The following is a 20,061-nucleotide window of genomic DNA, read 5'->3' on the forward strand; positions in this document are numbered from 1 at the left end:
ACGGGAGCGGCGCGTGTCACGCAGCCGCCTCCCGTCACGCCCGGTGTCTGATGAGAGACGTGATCCGCAGCGAGAAGAACCGAAGCAGGGCCGCGGCCGCACTGCGCATCGTGGCTGTCGCCGGCGCCTACTACGTGGCCGCGGACCTGGGGCTGCTCCGGAAGGTGACCGTCCACGGGGCAGTGATCACTCCGCTGTGGCCACCGACCGGAATCGCGCTGAGCGCCCTGCTGACCCTGGGACTGCGCGTCTGGCCCGGGATCGCGCTCGGCTCCCTCCTCGTCATCACCAACCTCACCGGATCAGTGACGACGTCCACCGCACTCGTCGTGACGGGCAGCACGCTCGCGCCCGTCTGCGCCTTCCTTCTGCTGCGCCAGGTCGGCTTCCGTACGGAGCTGGACCGGCTGCGCGACGGTGTCGTCCTGGTCTTCCTGGGCGCGATGACCGGGATGATGATCAGTGCGACCACGGGAACCGCCGTGCTGCTGCTCGACGACAAACTGCCCGCGAGCGGGTTCTGGTCGGTCTGGGCAGCATGGTGGGCGGGCGATGTCATGGGCGTCCTGGTGGTCACCCCGCTGCTGCTCGTCCTGCACAGGCTGCGGATGCCCCGGCTCACCGACCGGTGGGCGGAGGCGGGCGCGCTGCTGGTCGTCGCGGTGGCGGGATCGCTGCTGGCCACCCGCAGCTCGCTGTCGATGATCTATCTGCTGTTCCCGATCCTCATCTGGGCGGCGCTGCGCTTCCAGCTCGCCGGCAGCGCGCCGTGCGCCCTGCTGATGTCCGTCATGGCGATCATCGCGGGAACGGAACGGGTGGGGCCGTTCGCGGATCACACCATCATCGAGGTCATGATCAACCTCACGATCCTGAACGGGGCCGTCGCACTCACCGCGCTGCTGCTGGCCGCCGTCGTCGCCGAGCAGCAGAACGTACGGCGCCGGATCCAGGGGGCCTGCGAGGAACTGGCCGACCTGGTGGACCAGCTCGCCCCGGGCCGCTCGGCGGCAGCCTGGCCGTCCCGGCCGAGGGACGAGCGCGAGACGCGCTGACCGGGGCGGGCGGTCGGCGGCCCGCCCCCACTTCACCGCCGGAAGTGCCGGTCCAGGAAGTCGTTACGGAAGGTGCCCGCCGGGTCGTAGCGTGCCGTCAGTTCCTCGAAGTCCCGGTACCGCCCGTACAACGTGCGCAGGAGATCGGGACCGGTGCCGAAGACCTTGCCCCAGTGCGGGCGGGCACCGAACGGCGCCAGCGCCTCCTCGACCTCCGCGAGCACCGGGGCGACGGCCGCGCCGTCGGGGACCCAGGTGAAGTGGAAGGCGACCGAGTCCCTGCCCGACGCGGGGCTCAGCCACAGGTCGTCGCGTGCCACGGTACGGATCTCGGAGATCTGCAGCAGCGGGGTGATCCGGTCCCTGAGCCGGCCCACGGCCTCGTACGCGGCGGCGGCGTCCTCGCGCGCCACGAAGTACTCGGACTGCAGCTCGTCGCCGTTGCTGGGAGTGAACTCCAGCCGGAAGTGCGGCAGCCTCCGGTGCCAGGCCCCGGGGACGCCCTCCTGACGGGTGCAGTTCCCGGCCGGCACCCCGGGGATGGGATGGCGCGGGCCGTCGGCGAGCCGTGCGCCGAGCCAGGCGGCCGGCGCCTGCTGCGGGCCCTCGTCCCCCACCCGCTGCTTGAGCCACACCTGGCCCACCGGTCCCGGCCGCCAGTCGGTGAAGACGCTGACGCTGTACGCGGCCGACATCACCTCGTCGAATCCACCGGTCAGCGCGGACTCGGGCAGCTCCTCGTACACCCACTGCTGCACGTCGAACGCGGGCACCAGGTCCAGCGTCAGCCGGGTCACCACGCCGAGGGCGCCCATGGACACCACCGCGCCGGGGAAGTCCGCGTCGCCCCGCCGCAGGGTGGCCGTCCCTCCGTCCGCCGTCACCATGTCCAGGGACCGTACGGCCCCCGCGAGGGAGCGGTTCCCGACACCGGAGCCATGGGTTCCGGTCGCGCAGGCGCCGGCCACCGAGATGTGCGGCAGCGAGCCCAGATTGTGCAACGCGAAGCCGCTCTCGTGCAGCTCACCGGCAAGCTCACCGAAGCGCAGTCCGGCACTGACCGTGACCGCCCGCGCCGCCGGGTCGATCTCGACGAGTCGCGGGAGTCCGGCCACCGAGACGAGGTCTCCGGCGGTGTCGGCGACCGTGTTGAACGAGTGCCGGGTACCCAGGGCCCGCACCGTGGTGGCGGCGGCGACCGTCTCCCGCAGTTCGGCCTCCGTGCGAGGTGTGCACAACCGCCTCGCCCCGAACGTGATGTTGCCGGCCCAGTTCGTCTCCGCGGGAGTCACCGTGCGTTCCTCTTTCACTCGTGGCCGGGCAGGGTCCCCGGCACCGCATTCTCCCAGACAGCGGCGTGGACGGCGGAGGCGAGCAGGCCCTGATGATCAACGCAGGCTCCACTGAGCGTAGTTGGCGGGTGAAGGTACATATCCGCACACCATCCGATTCCGGCTGGGACCAAATACCAACAGCCGACCACAGAACCTGAGATCCAGTACGGAACGGGACGAGTCCCGGGTGACCTCGCATGTCTGAACTTCACTGGAACTCCAGCGAAATGGCACGTGTGTGGATATCGTGCACCGAGCGAGGGCGCATCCGTCAGTCCACAGGATCGGCGGATGCGCCCCGTTTGTGGAGATGCAACTGTGACTGGGGGGTTCATGGGGCATGTCGAGCTACCCGAATCCGACATATCAAGGCCCGTGGGACTGGCGGGGGCGCCTCGTCCACGGACTGCTTCGCACCGGCCCCGCCGGCAGGACTTCGACCGCCTGCGGCAGGACCAGACCGTACAGCGCGACCGTTCCGCCCGGCCGGGGCCGAAAAACGGACCCGGCCGGTATCTGCCACTCGTCATCGGCTTCGACTTCTTCGGTCTGGGCATTCCCGCCTGGCTCGTCCTGCGCACCGACGGACAGCCCAGGGCCCTGGCAGGTGCGGCCGCGGCCGCGGTGGTGTGGTCCGGCGTACGGGCCGCGCGTGGCCGGTACGCCGCGCGAGGCCCGGGCCGGCCGCCGGGGGTGCTGACCGCCACCGGGGACTGGCTGCTGCTCATCGGGCTGATGGCGGTGCTCTGGACCGCGGCCGACGGCACCATCGACCCGGCGACGGCCGTCGTGGCCCTGATCCCGGGCCTGCTCGCGTCGGCGGCGCTCTCCGGGGCGCGGCGGCTGCCGTGGTCCGTACGGCGCCGGACGGCCCGCCGGGTCCTGGTGGTCGGCGAGGCCGCGGGGGTGGACCGGGCGGTGCGGCTGCTCGGCTCCCGGGCGGATCACGGCTACCGCGTGGTGGCCGTCGTACCCGTCGGGACGACCACCCTGACCTGCGAGGCTCCGGTGCCGGGGCGGCTCGCCCCCGAGCCCGCCGACGACGACGCCTCGACGGTCCTGGGGGCGGCCTTCGCCCACGAGGCGGACCTGGCGCTGGTGGTGCCCGGACCGCGGCTCGCCGAGGAGCGGCTCCGGCTGCTGTCCTGGGGGCTGCACGACGGCGGGCTCGACCTGTCCGTGCTGTCGCACCTCTCGGAGATCGCCGAGAGCCGCGTCCGTCCCTCGTCGGCGGCCGGGCTGACCCTGCTGCACATCGTGCCGCCGCTGCGGCGCGGCCCGCAGCAGGCGCTCAAGGCCGCGGTCGACCGCACCGGCGCGGCTCTCGGCCTGATCGCGCTGGCTCCGCTGCTGCTGATGGTCGCGGCCGCGGTCCGGCTCACCTCGGCCGGGCCGGTCTTCCACCGGCAGATCCGTCAGGGGCAGCACAACCGGCCGTTCACCATGTGGAAGTTCCGCTCGATGGTGGTGGACGCCGAACAGCGCAAGGCCCAGCTGGCGCCGTCGAACGAGAACGACGGCCAGATGTTCAAGATGCGCCGGGATCCCCGGGTGACCCGCATCGGCCGGCTGCTGCGCCGCTCGTCCCTCGACGAGCTGCCCCAGCTCTTCAACGTGCTACGGGGTGACATGTCCCTGGTCGGCCCACGGCCTCCGTTGCCGGACGAGGTGTCCCGCTACGAGGAGCACGAGTTGAGGCGGCTCGCGGTCAGGCCGGGCCTGACCGGCCTCTGGCAGGTCAGCGGACGGTCCGACCTGTCCTGGCAGGAGACGGTCTCACTGGACCTGTGGTACGTCGACAACTGGTCGGTGGCCACGGACATGGGGCTCATGGCCCGTACGCTGCGCGCCGTCACCGACGGCCGCGGGGCGTACTGAGAGCGGGCGGGCGGATGAGGGGAACGAGAGTGGGCCGGGTGGCGGGTCGCGTGGCCGCGGCCGTCCACCCGGCCCGGAAGTCCGGCCCCGGGGGCCGGTCAGACCTGGGCGCCCTGCTGTTCCAGCCACCACGCGTAGGTCCGTGCGACTCCGTCACGCAAAGGGATCTGCGGCTCGAAACCGAGGGAGGACAGCCGGGACACGTCCAGGAGCTTGCGCGGGGTTCCGTCCGGCTTGGCCGTGTCCCAGTCGACCCGTCCCTGATAGCACGTCACATTTGCTATTACGGAAGCGAGTTCACGGATCGTCAGGTCCTTGCCGGAACCGACGTTGACGGGCGCGTCGCCGTCGTACCGCTCCAGCAGCAGGACGCAGGCGGCGGCCAGGTCGTCGACGTGCAGGAATTCCCGGCGGGGGCTTCCCGAGCCCCAGAGGGTGACGGCCGGGGCGTCACTCTGCCGAGCCTCGTGGAAGCGGCGGATCAGCGCGGGCAGGACGTGCGAGGTCGCCAGGTCGAAGTTGTCGCCCGGCCCGTAGAGGTTGGTGGGCATGGCGCTGATGTACGAGGCGCCGTACTGGCGGCGGTAGGACTGGGTCTGCACGATTCCGGCGATCTTCGCGAGGGCGTAGGCCTCGTTGGTCGGCTCCAGCGGGCCGGTGAGCAGGGCGGACTCGGGGATGGGCTGCGGGGCCAGTTTGGGGTAGATGCAGGACGAGCCGAGGAAGAGCAGCCGCTCGACCCCGGCGGCGTGCGCACCGGCGATCACACTCAGCTGGATGCGCAGGTTGTCCTCGATGAACTGCACGGGATACGTGCTGTTCGCCATGATCCCGCCGACCTTCGCGGCGGCCAGCACCACGGCGTCGGGACGCGTCTCGCGCAGAAAGGCGCCGGTCCGTACGGCGTCGCACAGGTCGAGGCGGTCGCGTCCGCGGGTGATGACTTCATAGCCGTCGGCGGCGAGTCGGCGCACCAGCGCCGAACCCACCAGACCGCGGTGGCCGGCGACGAACACACGGGCGCCGGGACGTAGCAGGGACGGGACGGATTCCTGGGGAGGGCCGGGGAGATCAGTCGTCATGGCTCGGATTGTGCCAGCAGGTGCATGACGCGGTGACGTTTTGCCGCAGATCGCTCAAACTCTGAAATTTCGGTGTTCCTGACCGCCTTTCAGGCGACCACAGAAGGGGGAGACGTGGCGAAGACCGCGCTCATCACCGGCGTGACCGGACAGGACGGGTCCTACCTGTCCGAGCTGCTGCTCCAGAAGGGATACACGGTCCACGGCCTCATACGCCGCTCGTCGAGCTTCAACACCGAGCGGATCGACCACATCTACCAGGGCCCCGAGGAGGAGAACCGGTCGTTCGTGCTGCACCACGCCGATCTCGCCGACGGGGTCGCGCTGGTGAACCTGCTGCGCGACATCCGGCCCGACGAGGTCTACAACCTCGGCGCCCAGTCGCACGTCCGGGTCTCCTTCGACGCCCCGCTGTACACGGGTGACATCACCGGGCTCGGCACGATCCGGCTGCTGGAGGCCGTGCGGGCCAGCGGCATCGACACCCGCGTGTACCAGGCGTCGTCGTCGGAGATGTTCGGCGCCAACCCGCCGCCGCAGAACGAGCAGACCCCCTTCCACCCGCGCAGCCCGTACAGCGTCGCCAAGGTCTATTCGTACTGGGCGACGGTCAACTACCGCGAGGCGTACGGGATGTTCGCGGTCAACGGGATCCTGTTCAACCACGAGTCGCCACGACGGGGCGAGACGTTCGTGACGCGGAAGATCACCCGTGGGGTGGCCCGGATCAAGGCGGGGCTGCAGACGCATCTGCACCTGGGGAACCTGGACGCGGTACGGGACTGGGGGTACGCCCCCGAGTACGTCGACGCGATGTGGCGGATGCTCCAGTGCGACACGCCGGACGACTACGTGGTGGCGACCGGCGAGGGGGTCAGCGTCCGGCAGTTCCTGGAGTACGCCTTCGAGCACGCCGGCCTCGACTGGCGCGACCATGTCCGCTACGACGCGAAGTACGAGCGCCCCAGCGAGGTCGACGCGCTGATCGGGGACGCCTCCAAGGCTGCGGAACTGCTGGGCTGGAAGCCCGCCGTGAAGTCGCAGGAACTGGCCCGGATCATGGTCGACGCCGATGTCCGGCAGCTGACCGACCAGCTCAGCGGAGCAGCGGTGCGGGTGGACCGATGAGCCCGCCGCGACGCCCCGGACGCCACCGCAGCGGCGTGTTCGCCGCCGTCCTCGCCCTCGCGGCCGGAGCCCTGACCGCTTCCGCGGTGTCCGCTCCCCCGGCCACCGCGCTCACTCCCCCGGTCGGCTTCACCGCAGACAACCTCGCCACGTACCAGACGAACGGCATCGTCTGGTCGCTCGCCGAGGCCAACGGAATCGTCTACGCCGGCGGCACCTTCAGTAACGTCCGCCCGGCCGGCTCCCCCGCCGGGAGCAACACCACCCCGGCCGTCAACTTCGCCGCGTTCAACGCCGCCACCGGGGTGCCGACCGGCTGTTCGCTCTCCTTCACGCGCTCCAGCGGCACCGCGACGGTGCGGGCCCTGGCCGTCTCCCCCGACAAGTCCACGCTGTATGCCGGCGGTTACTTCAACGCGGTGAACGGGACCGCCGCCAACGGCCTCGTAGCGATCAACACCGCGACCTGCACGCTTCGTTCGGGGTTCACGCCGGGCTTCGGAGCGACGGTGCGGGCGCTCGACGTGGCGGCGAACGGCACGGTCTACGCGGGCGGTGACTTCCAGAGCGTCAACGGGCAGGCCCGCCGCTTCTTCGGCGCGGTCACGGCCGCCGGTGTGCTCACGGCCTGGAATCCCGACGCCGACGAGCCCGGCCGGACGCTGAAGATCACTCCGGACGGGCAGAGCGTGCTGATCGGCGGGGACTTCTTCACGGTGGGCGGCGCGGACTCGCACGCGCTCGCCGTGACCGCCGCCGGCACGGGCGCGCTGACCCGCGCGTATCCGAACAGCTTCATCCCGTCGTCCGCCGTGATCAAGGACATCGTCACCGACACCGCGTCCAAGGGGTGGTACGCGGGCGGCGAGGGGGTCGGCGGGGCCTCGTTCGACGGCCGGCTGGCGATGGACCTCACCTCGTTCGACCAGCGCTGGCGGGACACCTGCCAGGGCGCCACACAGGCCCTGCGGGTCTACCGCGGCGTGCTGTACGCGGGCAGCCACGTCCACGACTGCTCCACGATGGGCGGCTTCCCCAACCAGGTCCGCAAGCACCTGACCGCGCAGTCCGTCGACGATCCGGCCATGCTCGGCTGGCTGCCGGACACCAATGACGGCATCGGTGAACCGGTGGGACCGCGGGCCCTGACCGTCTCGTCCCGCGACGGGCGCGACTTCCTGTGGGTGGGCGGCGAGTTCACCACGGTCAACGGCGTCGCCCAGCAGGCGCTGACCCGGTTCGCCGACTCCCCGGACACCGGGGCGCCCTCCACGCCCGTGGTCAGTCTCTCCGCGCCCCGGGCCGGTGAGGTCCGCGTGTCCTGGCGCGCGAGCCTGGACCTGGACGACAGCCGGCTCACCTACCGGGTGTACCGCGACGGCGGATCGACGCCGGTGCACACCGCGACGGGTTCCTCGCTGTTCTTCAGCCGGCCGCAGCTGACCTTCACCGACACCGACGTCGTGGCGGGCCGCAGTTACGCGTACCGGATCACCGCCAGCGACGGGACCAACACCAGCGCGCTCTCCGCCAACGCCTCCGTCACCGCGGCCGGGTCGTCGAGCCCGTACGCGGAGCGTGTGCTCGCCGACGGGGCGGACCTGTACTGGCGGTACGACGAGGCGGGCGGCGCGTTCGCGGCGGATGCCTCGGACAACGCCGACGGCGGGGTGTACATGAACGCCCCCTCCTACCGCACGGCCCCGTCCGCCGTGTCCGGCTCCGCCGCCCTGACCCTCAACGGCACCGACGAGTACGTCTACAGCGACCGGCTGCACCACTACACCTCACCGGCTCCGTACTCCATCGAGACGTGGTTCCGCACGGGCACGGCCCGCGGCGGGCGGATCGTCGGGTACGGCAGCAACATCGGCACCGCCCAGGGGCACACCAGCGGGATCTCCGACAAGCTCCTCTACCTCACCGACAACGGGCGTCTCGCCTTCGGCGTCCAGGTGGGCAGCTCCAGCAGCCGGCCGACGATCACCTCGGCCGCGTCCTTCAACGACAACGTCTGGCACCACGTGGTCGCCACCCAGGGCGCGTCCGGCATGCGGCTGTACGTGGACGGTGTACAGGTCGGCACCAATGCCGCCACCGGCAACCGCTCGTACAACGGCTACTGGCGGGTCGGCGGGGACGCGATGGCCGCCGCCTGGCCGAACCGCCCGACCAGCACCTACTTCGCGGGACAGGTCGACGAGACGGCCGTCTACCCGACGGCTCTGACCGCCGCCCAGGTGGCCGCCCACCACGATCTGGCGGACACCCCGTCCGGTCCCGGCGACACCACGCTCACGCTGACGCCCACGGAGGACGCGTACGTCAACGGGGTAGCGGCGAACACCACCTACAACGACACCCAGCTCGCCTCCCGGGGCACCACGCCGTACCTCGGCTACCTCCGGTTCAGCCTGCCCGCCGCCCCGGCCGGACAGGAGCTCAAGAGCGCCCGGCTCACCTTCCGTACCTCGTCGGACTCCACCGCGGGCTCGGCCGAACCCCACACACTCGTGCCGGTCACCGGCACGTGGACCGAGTCGGCGGTCACCTACAACACCCGGCCGTCGCTCGCCGCGACAGCGCTGGGGACCATTTCCGGCGCAACCGCCGTCTCCACCGACTACTCGGTGGAGCTGAACGCGCCGGCGCTGGGCGGGGCCCTGGGCTCCGCCTACTCACTCGCCCTGACCAGCGGCGGGACGGACAGTCTCCGCATCTGGTCGAGCGAGGTCGCAACCGCGGCCTACCGGCCGCAGCTCGTTCTCACCTTCGGAGCTGAATGATGAACGAAAGTACGGTGCGCAGACCCGGCGCACGCGCCCGGACGCGTGCCGCGGCCGCCGCGCTCTGCCTGCTCGCCGGGGCCCTGAGCACAGCCGCCGCCGGAGGTTCTCCGGCGGCGGCCCTCACGCCGCCGGTCTCGATCACCGCGGACGACCTGTCCACCTGGCAGACCAACGGCATCGTCTGGTCGATGGCCGCGTCGGCCGACGGAGTGGTCTACGCGGGCGGCACCTTCTCCACCGTACGGCCGCCGGACGCGGCGGCCGGCACGTCGGAGCAGCCCGCGGTGAACTTCGCCGCGTTCGACGCCGCGACCGGAGCGCCGACGGGGTGCAGCCTGTCGTTCACCCTCTCCTCCGGAACGGCGACCGTGCGGTCCCTCGTGCTGTCCCCGGACGGGGACACCCTGTACGCGGGGGGCCAGTTCGGGGCGGTGAACGGGGTCGGGGTCAGCAACATCGCGGCCATCGACACGGCCACCTGCACCCCGCGGGAGAACTTCAAGGTCGCCGTATCGGCGACCGTCCGGGCCCTCGCCGTCACCGACGACACGGTGTATCTCGGTGGCGACTTCAACAGTGTCGCGGGGCAGACCCGGAACAAGTTCGCCGCCGTCACGACCGGCGCCCAGCTCAAGCCGTTCACCGCGAACACGGACGAGGTCGGCCGGGCCGTGGAGGTCACGCCCGACGGTCAGCACGTGGTGATCGGCGGCGACTTCTTCACCGTCAACGGGACGAACTCGCACGCGCTGGCCGTGGTGGACGCCACGACGGGCGCCCTGGACAAGAGCTATCCGGGGTTCATTCCGAACACCTCCACGGTGCAGGACCTCACTTCGGACGCCACCCAGTTCTACACCGCCAACGAGGGCACCGGCGGTGGCGTCTTCGACGGCCGGATCGCACTCGACCTGGCCACCTTCTCCCAGGTCTGGCGCGACACCTGCCTGGGCGCCACACAGGCACTGCTGGTGCACAACGGCGTGCTGTACAGCGGGAGTCACGCCCACGACTGCGCCTCCATGGGCGAGTTCCCCGACCAGCCCCGCAAGCACCTGCTGGCCCAGTCGGTCGACGACCCGAAGCTGCTGCCGTGGTTCCCGGACACCAATGACGGCATCGGTGAGCCCGTCGGTCCGCGGGTGATGGCGCAGACGGACAAGGGCGGGCACCACTACCTGTGGGTGGGCGGCGAGTTCACGACCGTCAACGGCACCGCGCAGCAGGGACTGACCCGGTTCGCGGACGGCCCCGACACGGGGGCACCCTGGGTACCCAACGCCAGCGTCTCCACCGTCCGGACGGGTGAGGTGGACGTGAACTGGCAGACCAGCTTCGACACGGACGACGGCGCGCTGACGTACCGGATCTACAAGGACGGCGCGAGCACTCCCGTCCACACGGTCACGGGGTCCTCGCTGTTCTGGGACCGTCCGCAGCTGACGTGGACGGACCAGGACGTGGCACCGGGTGAGACGCACACGTACCGGATCAGCGCGAGCGATGGCACCAACACCAGCGCCAAGTCGCCCGCGGTGACGGCCGTCGTGGCGTCGGCGCCCGAGGCGTACCCCGCCAAGGTGATCGCCGACGGCGCTTCGCTGTACTGGCGTTACGACGAGTCCACGTCGACGTTCGCCGCCGACGCCTCGGGCGGTCTGGACAACGGCTTCCTGCGCAACGCGCCCTCCTACCGGCAGACTCCGGCCGCGATCGCCGGACCGTCGACCGCGATGGGCTTCAACGGCACGGACGAGTACGCCTACAGCAACAAGCGGCATGCCCAGCCGACCACGTTCTCGCTGGAGACGTGGATCAAGACCACGACCACCAAGGGAGGGAAGATCATCGGCTTCGGGAATCTGACCATGCAGAACAGCGGTCAGTACGACAAGCACATCTACATGCGGAACGACGGACGGCTGATGTTCGGGGTCTACAGCGGAGGCACCCGGACCGTGACCACCACCGCCGCGTACAACGACGGCGCCTGGCACCACGTGGTCGCCACCCAGGGCTCCGGAGGCATGGCGCTGTACGTCGACGGGCAGCTCCGTGGCCTCAACCCGCTGTACACCGGCAACGAGAGCTACCCGGGTTACTGGCGGGTGGGCGGGGACAACCTGGCCAGCTGGCCGAACCGTCCGACGAGCAACTTCTTCGCCGGGCAGATCGACGAGACGGCGGTCTACCCGACCGCGCTGAGCGGCTCGCAGGTCACCTCCCACTACGCGCTGAGGACGGGTGGATGAGGTATCCGTTCCTCGCCGGCGCCGCCGTCGTCCTGATGACGGCGGCGCTGGCCGCCTGCGGCTCGCCCTCCGACCGGGGCGAGGAGAAGGCGGCCGGCGCCGGTCCTGCGGCATCGTCGGGGCCCGCCGCGGCCCCGGAGTCCGGACCCGGCAGTCCGGCCCCCGCCGGCCCGGAGGCGTCCCCGGCCGACGCGCCTGCGAAGATTCCGGACGCCGGCCTCACCCCGGCCACCGGCTCGTTCACGAAGAAGCAGAAGGAGTACCTCGTCGACCGGGTCCCCAAGGGCATGGACCCCGCGGCCGTGCTCCAGACCGGGCAGGAGACGTGCGACCGGCTGACGTATCTCGTCAAGGTGGACCGGGACACGGCCGTCGGCGCGATCGTCACCGGTGAGATCGCCGACGCGAAGCCGGCCGTCGAGCACCTGTGCGTCCAGCACAAGGACTTGGTGGACCGAGCGTCGAGGGGCTACGCCGACGGCACGCACCAGGGCAAGAAGCTGCGCCCGGGGCACTACCGGGACGTCACCCCGACCAGGACATGCAGCTGGCAGGTCACCGGGGCGAACGGCAAGAACCTGGTGACGGGCTCCTCCGACGACGGCAAGCGGACCGCGATCACGATCCCGGAGGCGGCCCGCGCCTTCACCTCCACAGGCTGCTACGCCTGGCTGCCCGAAGGAGACAACGGATGAACAAGCTGCCGATAGCCGTGGCGATCCCCACGAAGAACGAGGGGCTCAACATCGCCGAGGCGGTGAAGTCGGTCCTCGGCCACTTCGAGGCGGTCGTCGTCGTCGACTCGCACAGCACCGACGACACGGCGAAGATCGCCGCGGAGTGCGGGGCCGAGGTCGTCCTGTACACCTGGGACGGCGGACATCCCAGGAAGAAGCAGTGGTGCCTGGACCATGTCCGCACCGACCTGGACTGGATCCTGCTGCTCGACGGGGACGAACGGCTGAGCCCGGGGCTCCTGGCGGAGCTGCGGCAGGTCTTCGCCGATCCGGACGCGCCCCGGCCGGCGGCGTACGACATCCCGCTCGGGTACTGGTTCTCGGGGAAGCGGCTGCGGCACGGGTACACCATCCGCAAACGCTCCCTGACCGACCGCACCCGCAGCCGCTATCCGGAGGTGGGTGATCTCGCCGCGCCCGGCATCGGCGAGGTCGAGGGCCACTACCAGCCGGTCGCGGAGAGCGCGGGATCGCTCCGCAACCCGATCGAGCACCAGGACCTCGACCCGGTGACCGCCTGGTTCGAGCGGCACAACCGCTACTCGGACTGGGAGGCGTGGCTGGAGCACCACCCCGAGGTCAAGGAGCAGGTGCGCCGGGTCAAGTCCCGGCAGGGGCAGCTGTTCCACAAGGCGCCGTTCAAGCCGCTGGTGTCCTTCGCGTACATGTACGTGTACCGGCGGGGCTTCCTGGACGGGCGGGCGGGGCTCGACTTCGCACTGGCGATGAGCTTCTACCGGTGGCAGATCGCTCTCAAGTCGCGTGAGAAGTCCCCTGCCTGAGCCGACGGGGCTTCCGGCGGACCACGTCCTCGTAGGTCCGCCGGAGCGTCCCGGTCACGACGTCGATGGTGAAGTGCTCGTTGACCAGGTCCCAGGCGGCCCGCCCCGCCTGCGCGTTGGTCTCCGGCTCCAGCAGCTCCAGGACGGCCTGCGCGACCTTCTGCGCGTTGGCCGCGTCCTCGCCCACCCGGCTGTCGATCACCCGGCCGGCCCCGGCCCGAGCGACGTCCGGCCCGAGGCCGCAGGTGCGGGTGACGACCACGGGCGTGCCGACGGACATCGCTTCGAGGACCGAGACGCCCAGGGGTTCCTCGATCGACGGCAGCACGTACACATCGGCTTGTCGTCCGGCATCCAGCACCTCCTCGTGGCCGAGCGGCCCGACATGGTCGAGCGAGTCCCGCACGCCCAGCCGGGCGGCCAGTTCGAGTGTGGCGGGAAGGGCGCCGGTGTCGGGGCCGGCGAGCACGAACCGGGCATCCGGGTGCTTCGCCAGGACCGCCGGCATCGCGGCGACGAAGTCCTCCGGCCGTTTGCGTTCCTGGATCCGGGCGAGGAAGAGCACCGTCGGCGGACGGGCAGGATCGCGGGCGGGCTTGAACTCCTGCGGGCGCACGCCGTTGACCAGACGCACCGTCCGGGTGAGCGCGACGGGCGCCGCGACGGCGTTCACATCGATCCGCTCGGTCTCGGTCAGGTGCAGCACCGCGTCGGCGCCGCGCAGCACCTTGCGTACTCCCAGCAGGTCGGTCAGTTGCGCCACGCGCTTCTCGGTGGGGTCCACCATGCCGTGGGTCTGGACGACGAGCGGGGTGCGGGTGGCCAGCGCGAGCAGCGCGGCGGGCAGTGTCACCAGGTCGCGCATCAGGTGTACGTGGACGAGGTCGGCGCCGCGCATCATGCGGCGCGCCGACCTCAGCAGCGCGCCGGAGGTGATTCCGCTGACCTCGAACATCGGCAGCAGGTGGCGGGCGCGGAAGAGGTGGACGGGCACCCCCTCCACCTCGTCGGGCAGCGGGCCGTCGAAGCCGTCGCCCAGGGCCATGATCCGGGCGTCGTCGCCCCCTGCGCGCTGGACCTTCGAAAGATTCAGGGCCACCCGGGTCGGACCGCCGAAGGCGTGGTCCGGAGTGTGCAGCGTGACGATGTGCAGGATCTTCACCAGGGTTCCCCTCGCCCTCGGCCGGCTGTTCACAGACTAGCCATCACATCACCTCAAGTGGGTTGATTCGTTAAGGTGTTCACAGGCTCACGGAACGGGGAGAAGATGACGTCCGTGCACGGGGCGATGCCGTCCGCACCCGTACGGGGCGGCGGTCCGCGCACTCCCGTCGAGCCCCCCGCCAAACCGATGTCCTGGGCGATGCTGTCGCGGGCACTGGCCGTGCCGCTCATCCTGGGCCTGGTCTGCTTCCTGCCGGCGCTGATCGCCGCCCAGCCCGGGACCGGTGCACGGGACACGGCGTACTGGCTGCAGCTCGTACTGACGTGTTACGCCGGGGCCCGGCTGGCCACCATGGTCCTTTCCACGCGGCGGCGGCTGCTGCAGGGCGTCTTCTGGATGTTCGTGTACATCGCGATGGGGGTGGCGCCGTTCGCCCAACTGGTCATCGGGCAGACGCCGACGCCGATGGTCGGGCCGCGCTCCGATCTGGTCACGGCGATCGCCCTGATCCTGGTGGGGTGCGCGGCCTTCGATCTGGGGGCGCTGCTGGCGTCCAGGCGACCGGTGCGGCGGCGCGCCACGGCCCGTGGAGGCGGCGGCCGGTCCGCCACGGCACACCCGGTCCGGCTGCGGCTGCTGGTGCTCCTCGCGTGCGCGGCGAGCGGCTACTACGTGCTGAAACTCGGCGGGCCCGCCGTGTTCTTCTCCAGCAGGCAGGAGATCAGTGCCTCGGTCGCGGAGAGCGGGGTCGCCTCCGGGGAGTCCAACGTGGGCTCGGCGTTCCTGAAGGGCTTCGGTACGGTGCCCGCGCTGCTGGCGCTGCTCTTCTACACCCGGCGGCTGGTGACCTCGCGCCGGGCGCGGCGCTCGCCGTCCACCGTCCTGGTGTGGATCGTGCTGGCAGCCGTCAACCTCGTCGTGAACAACCCGATATCCAATGCCCGTTACTGGTTCCTGACGGTGCTGGTCTCCCTGTTGTTCACGGCGTTCCCCAGCAGTGCGGCGATGTACCGCTCGGTGCTGGCCATGGGGGTGATCGGCGCCCTGGTGCTGTTCCCGTACGCGGACCGGTTCCGCTACGACGACTCCGGGTACCGGCCGGTGCAGTCCTCGTCGGTGTTCGAGCCGCTGGCCACCAAGGACTACGACCAGACGGTGATGTTCGCCAACACGATCTCCTGGGTCGACACCCGCGGCCACACCTACGGACGCCAACTGGCGGGCTCCGCCTTCTTTTTCGTGCCGCGGTCGGCGTGGAGCGGCAAGCCGGAGGACACCGGGGTGCGCGTCGGGCAGTGGATGGGGATGAACATGACCAACCTCTCCGCGCCGCTGTGGACCGAGCTCTGGGTGGACTTCGGGGCGCCGGGCCTGGTCGGGGGTCTCGCCCTCGTCGGTTACGCGGCCGCGCGCACCGACCGCCGGTACGCGCGAGCGGTGTCGCGCGACGGCCCCGGGCCGGGCAGTGTCCTCGCGATCGCGGCTCCGCTGATCGCGGGATACACGTTCATCCTGTTGCGCGGTCCGCTGCTCCAGGCTGTCGGGAAGCTGGCCATCGCCGCCCTGTGCCTGCTGCTGGTCACGAGTTTCACGGAGCGGAGCCGGCGGCGGTCGCGCTGACCGGGGCCGGTCCGGTCTCGGCCCGGCGCGTCAGCCGGGCCACCCGGGTCCAGGTGGCGACCGCCTTGCAGACGGATCCCAGGCACAGCCCCCACGCGGCGCCCATCACTCCGCCGAGGAGGTAGCCGCCGGTGAGGAAGGCGACCGCGGCGAGGGAGAAGACCACCTGGATGGAGAGTGTGGTGCGCGGGTCGAGGAGTCTGAGGGCCAGCAGTCCGCAGGTGCCGACGGCCATCGCGGCGTACTGACTGCCCGTAGCCGGGAGCAGTGCCGCCGCCGTCGGCCAGGTGTCGCCGAGCAGATGGCGGCCCACCGAACCGGGGAGCAGGGCGAGGACGGTGGCCCAGCCGGCCGCGGTCAGCGCCAGGACGGCGGCCAGCGCGGCGGTGGCCCGCACCCTGAGCCGTTCGGTGGCGAGCCGTCCCAGGAGCGGGGGCCCGAAGCCGGTGGCCGAGGTGAACAGCACGTTCAGCGGGCCGAAGAGGGTGGTGGCGCCGCGCAGGGCGCCGACGACGAGGGGGTTGCCGACCGCGCCCAGCCCGAGCACGGACAGCTGGCTGGTCGCGTTGCCCACCCCGAACTCGACGACGAACCGCCGGCCGAGGTGGCCTTTCCCGAGCAGGGGTCTCAGCAGCACCGGAGTACCGGCCGTTCTGCGGTGCAGCACCACGGCGGACAGCAGGAGAGCGGGCAGTGCGGAGAGACCCCATACGACGACCAGCCGGGCTGCCGGGGTGCCGTGCGGCTGTGCGGCCAGCGCACCGAGCACACAGACGAGTCGGAGCGTGTCGGCGCCCAGCGCCACATGCTGGACGTGCAGCGTGGCGAAGGCGTAGCGGGCCGTGTCCTGCCCGAGGACGACCGGCAGCACGATCCCGAGCATGGTCAGGGCCTGCGCCGTCTCCCCCGGCAGCATCGCGCAGACGGTGGCGAGCAGGCCGCCGATGACGGCGGAGACGAGCAGGGTGAACCCGAGCGCGGACCGGCAGGCGCCGCGTGTCTCCTCACCCGCCCCGCGGCGCAGCACCAGTGGCTGTCCCGTGTAGGCGCCGGACACCCCGAGGAGGACGGTGAAGACGAGGTAGACGGCGGAGAAGCGGGCGAAGTCGGCGACGGTGGAGAGCCTGGCGGCCACCACCAGCACCAGGATGTTGGTGAGGGCGGCCACCGCCTGGTCGGCGACCGAGCAGACGACCGCGGTGCGTGCCCTCATCTGTGTCCCGCGGTGCTGCTGTGGTCGTTGCCGCCGCGCCCTGCGCCACTGTCCAGCGTGCGCAGGCCGAGTGTCTCGGTGGGGTCGCCGGTGTGTCCGGCAGTGTCCGCCCGGCCGGGGCCGTCCACGTCCGTGCCGTCCTGCCCGCCGTGGCCGTGCGGGGGTGCCGGCCGGCCGCGCCCCTGGCGTTTGGCCGCCTTGCGGCGGGCCCGGCGCTCCAGGCGTCCGTAGCCCGGGTGGAGCAGGGTGCCGAGGACGGAACCGCCCGCGGCGCCGATGATCTCGCGGATGCGCTCCAGGTCGCTGCGGTGCACCTCGCGCGGGTCGCAGACCACCACGACGCCCTCGACGCGGTCGATGAGGGCGACGGCGTCGGCGTACGAGAGGACAGGCGGAGCGAGCACGATGACGACGGCTCCGGGCCGGCCGCCCTCGGCGAGGATGCGGCCGACCGGATCGGAGGTCAGGGCGCGCGGCACGTTGTCCGTCCGGCGGCCGGCGACGAGTGCGAAGGCCCCTGATCCGGGCACGTCCACGTTGATGCGGCTGTCCGACGGCCAGGTGCGCTCTTCGCGTTCGGCGGCCCAGCTGGGCCGTCCGCCGCGGCCCGCCGCGCCGAGTTCCCCGGCCAGGGACGGATCCCTCAGATCGGCCTCGACCAGCAGGACGTCGCGTCCCATCTCGGCGAAGGCGGCCGCGAGGTTGGCCGCGGCGGCGGTCGCCATGTCGTTGTCCCCGCGGGGCGCGGTGACCAGGAGCCGGCGGCGCTCGGCGAACGAGGGGTCGTACGCGAGGCGGAAGGCGACGGCCCGGTACTCCTCGGCCAGTCTGCTCCCGCCGCGCCCGATGGCGAGCAGTGTTCCGGCCGCGGCACGTTCCCGGGGCAGGGTGCCGAGCAGCGGAGCGCCGAGCGAGCGGACGAGTTCCCTGGTGGAACGGACGGCGGGATCGAAGACGAGCCGGACCCAGGACAGCAGCAGGCCGAGTGCCAGGCCGACGACGCCGCCGAGTCCGAGAAGCAGGGGCAGCCCGGCCCCGCTGGGTGTCTCGGGGACGACGGGCTTCTTGTTCAGATAGCCGGGTGTCGTGTCGAGCGCGCGCAACTCCGAGATCTTCTGGCTCAGTTCGGAGATGGAGACGATGAGGTTGGCCCGGGCGCTGGTGACGTCGTTGCCCACGGTGGCGGTTTCCTGCTCGGCCAGCCGGTCGCGTTGTTCGGTGAGCGGCTTCAGCTGGGCACGGTAGCCGTCGACCATGTTGTCGATGCTGTTCTCGGTGCGCTCCCGGCGTATCTCCAGATAGGCCTCGGCGAGCGCCTGCGCACGGGCCTTCGCCTGTCCGGGAGTGCGGCTGGTGTAGGAGAACCTGAGCACCAGGGTGTTGGGCGGGTTGGTGACCTGGAGTCCGGAGAGCAGTGTCCCCACCTCCACCGTGTCGCCGGATTTGGCCAGCGAGCCGACGGCCACGGTGCCGACGGCGTCACTGACGGCGGTCTGGCGCTCGGAGCCGATGTTGATGCCCTTGTCGGCCGAGGCGCCCGCGGCGAAGGGGTCCGAGGTCGCGGAGCGTACGGACACCTCGCCGGTGGAGGTGTAGGTGTCCTCGCCGCTCAGGGCCAGCCAGCCGGCGCCGAGCAGTCCGACGACGACGCCGCAGGCGAGCAGGGCGCGGTAGCGCAGGAGCTGGCGGAACTGGTCCCTCAGCAGCGCGGGTTCGTCCTGGTCCTCCAGGGCGCGGATCGGGTGGGTCATCGGCGGTCTTTCCCTTCGGCTTCCTGAAGGACCTCGGTGAGCAGTGCGTCGAAGCGGGCGAGCCCGGCTTCCCGGCCGAGGTGGCGAGCGACGTACCGGGGTCCGTGGGAGCCGAGTTCGTCGGCTGCTGCGGGCTCCTCGACGAGCTTGCGTACCGCTGCGAGGACCGCGGCCGGATCCTCGGGTGCGACAAGGAGTCCGGCGCCCGAGCGCTGCACCTCCTGGGCGGTGCCTCCCCCGTCGGCCACGGAGGCGATGACGGGGCGTCCCGAGACGAAGTACGAGGTGAGCTTGGAGGGCACGCTCATGTCGAGCACGGACGCGCGCTGGGTGACGGCGAGGACATCGGCGGCGGCCAGGATGTCGGTGAACTCGTCCGCGTCTGCGGGCGGCAGGAAGTCGAGGTTGGGCAGGCCGGACGCGCGGGCCAGCAGGGCGTCGCGCTGGTTGCCGTCCCCCATCAGGACGACGCGTATCTCGGGGGCGAGCCGTGCCGCGTCGACCAGGACCTCCAGCCCCTGCTTGAGTCCCATGTTGCCGGAGTGCAGGAGCACGGGGATGCCCTCGCGCCAGCCGAGGCGGTCCCTGGTCGTGGCCCGGTCGGCCGAAGGCGCCTGGACGTGGCTCCAGTTGGGGACCAGCCGGATGCGGGCCGGATCGACCCCGTAGGCGGTGACCCGGGGGACGAAGCTCTCGTGGATGACGCCCACCAGCGTCGCGGCTCCGAGGGCGTACCGCTCGGCCCGTGAGGCCAGGGCGGCAGCCCGGCCGCCGCCCCGGATGCCGCTCTGAGCGGCGGCGGCGCCCATCAGGTCCTGCACGACGGGCACGTAGGGAACGCCGTGGCGGCGGGCGAGCCGGGCGCCGATGACACCCCCGGCGAGGCTCGGCAGCTGGGAGAACACCGCGTCGGGCCGCAGCGCGGGCGGGGCGAGGAGGCCGTGCGCGAGCACGCTCGCCTCGAACGCGGCCCTGCGCAGGGCGCTCTGCCGGGGCGGCACATAGTGTCTTCGCCGGTGGACCGTGACGCCCGCGCGCCGCTCCTCGGCCCGCCACACCCCCCGATAGGCCGCCTCGGTGCGCCAGGACGGGTAGTGCGGCATCCCGGTCAGCACATGCGTGTCGGCCCCGGAGCGCGCCCAGTGCTCCGCGAGCTGCGCGGCGTACGGCCCTATGCCGGTCAGCTCCGGCGCGTAGTTCGTCGAGACCACCAGCAGGCGGCGGCCGTCGAGCGGTCTGTGGTGCTCTGTTTCTGGCATCGGACGATCGCCTTCC

The 20,061-nt window shown here is 71.5% G+C and carries 14 protein-coding genes; 8 read left to right on the plus strand and 6 right to left on the minus strand.

The features are described from left to right. The first annotated feature begins 59 nt into the window (after positions 1-59). Entirely contained in the window at positions 60-1,055 is a 996-nt protein-coding gene (locus ACGFZA_RS15230; protein ID WP_385271907.1) for an MASE1 domain-containing protein, read from the plus strand. 32 nt (positions 1,056-1,087) lie between these two features. On the opposite strand, the gene ACGFZA_RS15235 is transcribed toward ACGFZA_RS15230, so the two are convergent. Then, positions 1,088-2,347, minus strand: a complete 1,260-nt coding sequence (locus ACGFZA_RS15235; RefSeq protein WP_393679338.1) for an FAD-binding protein — start codon at positions 2,345-2,347, stop codon at positions 1,088-1,090. A gap of 417 nt (positions 2,348-2,764) precedes the next feature. On the opposite strand from ACGFZA_RS15235, the gene ACGFZA_RS15240 reads away from it, so the two are divergent. Continuing rightward, positions 2,765-4,267, plus strand: coding sequence for a sugar transferase (locus ACGFZA_RS15240; protein ID WP_385271401.1), 1,503 nt, complete (start codon positions 2,765-2,767; stop codon positions 4,265-4,267). A 98-nt stretch (positions 4,268-4,365) separates the two neighbouring features. On the opposite strand, the gene ACGFZA_RS15245 is transcribed toward ACGFZA_RS15240, so the two are convergent. Continuing rightward, positions 4,366-5,349: a GDP-L-fucose synthase family protein gene (locus ACGFZA_RS15245; RefSeq protein WP_393679340.1), complete on the minus strand. Its 984-nt coding sequence runs from the start codon at positions 5,347-5,349 to the stop codon at positions 4,366-4,368. A gap of 114 nt (positions 5,350-5,463) precedes the next feature. Between ACGFZA_RS15245 and gmd the strand changes: the two genes are divergently transcribed. From gmd to ACGFZA_RS15270, 5 genes are read left to right on the plus strand one after another with little or no spacing between them, the layout of a single operon-like run. Next, positions 5,464-6,477: a GDP-mannose 4,6-dehydratase gene (gene gmd, locus ACGFZA_RS15250; protein WP_385271407.1), complete on the plus strand. Its 1,014-nt coding sequence runs from the start codon at positions 5,464-5,466 to the stop codon at positions 6,475-6,477. Continuing rightward, the gene (locus ACGFZA_RS15255; RefSeq protein ID WP_393679343.1) at positions 6,474-9,263 is read left to right on the plus strand and encodes a LamG-like jellyroll fold domain-containing protein; all 2,790 of its coding nucleotides are present in this window, start codon (positions 6,474-6,476) and stop codon (positions 9,261-9,263) included. The genes gmd and ACGFZA_RS15255 overlap by 4 nt, the downstream gene beginning before the upstream one ends. Further along, a complete protein-coding gene (locus tag ACGFZA_RS15260; protein WP_393679345.1) occupies positions 9,260-11,518 on the plus strand; it encodes a LamG-like jellyroll fold domain-containing protein in 2,259 nt (752 codons plus the stop codon). Before ACGFZA_RS15255 ends, ACGFZA_RS15260 begins: the two co-directional genes overlap by 4 nt. Further along, positions 11,515-12,213: a hypothetical protein gene (locus ACGFZA_RS15265; protein WP_393679347.1), complete on the plus strand. Its 699-nt coding sequence runs from the start codon at positions 11,515-11,517 to the stop codon at positions 12,211-12,213. The genes ACGFZA_RS15260 and ACGFZA_RS15265 overlap by 4 nt, the downstream gene beginning before the upstream one ends. Then, positions 12,210-13,037, plus strand: coding sequence for a glycosyltransferase family 2 protein (locus ACGFZA_RS15270; RefSeq protein WP_385271419.1), 828 nt, complete (start codon positions 12,210-12,212; stop codon positions 13,035-13,037). Before ACGFZA_RS15265 ends, ACGFZA_RS15270 begins: the two co-directional genes overlap by 4 nt. Here ACGFZA_RS15270 and ACGFZA_RS15275 read toward each other — a convergent pair. Further along, complete coding sequence (locus tag ACGFZA_RS15275; RefSeq protein ID WP_385271422.1) at positions 13,009-14,199, minus strand: glycosyltransferase; 1,191 nt, start codon at positions 14,197-14,199, stop codon at positions 13,009-13,011. The two genes, ACGFZA_RS15270 and ACGFZA_RS15275, sit on opposite strands and share 29 nt — an antisense overlap. 105 nt (positions 14,200-14,304) lie before the next feature. Between ACGFZA_RS15275 and ACGFZA_RS15280 the strand changes: the two genes are divergently transcribed. After that, positions 14,305-15,822: a hypothetical protein gene (locus ACGFZA_RS15280; RefSeq protein ID WP_393679350.1), complete on the plus strand. Its 1,518-nt coding sequence runs from the start codon at positions 14,305-14,307 to the stop codon at positions 15,820-15,822. On the opposite strand, the gene ACGFZA_RS15285 is transcribed toward ACGFZA_RS15280, so the two are convergent. The 3 genes from ACGFZA_RS15285 to ACGFZA_RS15295 are packed head-to-tail and all read right to left on the minus strand — an operon-like array spanning position 15,791 to position 20,045. Continuing rightward, positions 15,791-17,035, minus strand: coding sequence for a hypothetical protein (locus tag ACGFZA_RS15285; protein ID WP_385271428.1), 1,245 nt, complete (start codon positions 17,033-17,035; stop codon positions 15,791-15,793). The two genes, ACGFZA_RS15280 and ACGFZA_RS15285, sit on opposite strands and share 32 nt — an antisense overlap. Further along, positions 17,032-18,786 carry a lipopolysaccharide biosynthesis protein gene (locus ACGFZA_RS15290; RefSeq protein ID WP_393679353.1) on the minus strand — a complete coding sequence of 585 codons (1,755 nt, stop codon included), beginning with the start codon at positions 18,784-18,786 and terminating at the stop codon, positions 17,032-17,034. Before ACGFZA_RS15290 ends, ACGFZA_RS15285 begins: the two co-directional genes overlap by 4 nt. Beyond that, the gene (locus ACGFZA_RS15295; RefSeq protein ID WP_393679355.1) at positions 18,783-20,045 is read right to left on the minus strand and encodes a glycosyltransferase; all 1,263 of its coding nucleotides are present in this window, start codon (positions 20,043-20,045) and stop codon (positions 18,783-18,785) included. The genes ACGFZA_RS15290 and ACGFZA_RS15295 overlap by 4 nt, the downstream gene beginning before the upstream one ends. Positions 20,046-20,061: the final 16 nt, after the last annotated feature.

This window comes from Streptomyces sp. NPDC048211, assembly GCF_043202315.1.
Lineage (GTDB): Bacteria > Actinomycetota > Actinomycetes > Streptomycetales > Streptomycetaceae > Streptomyces.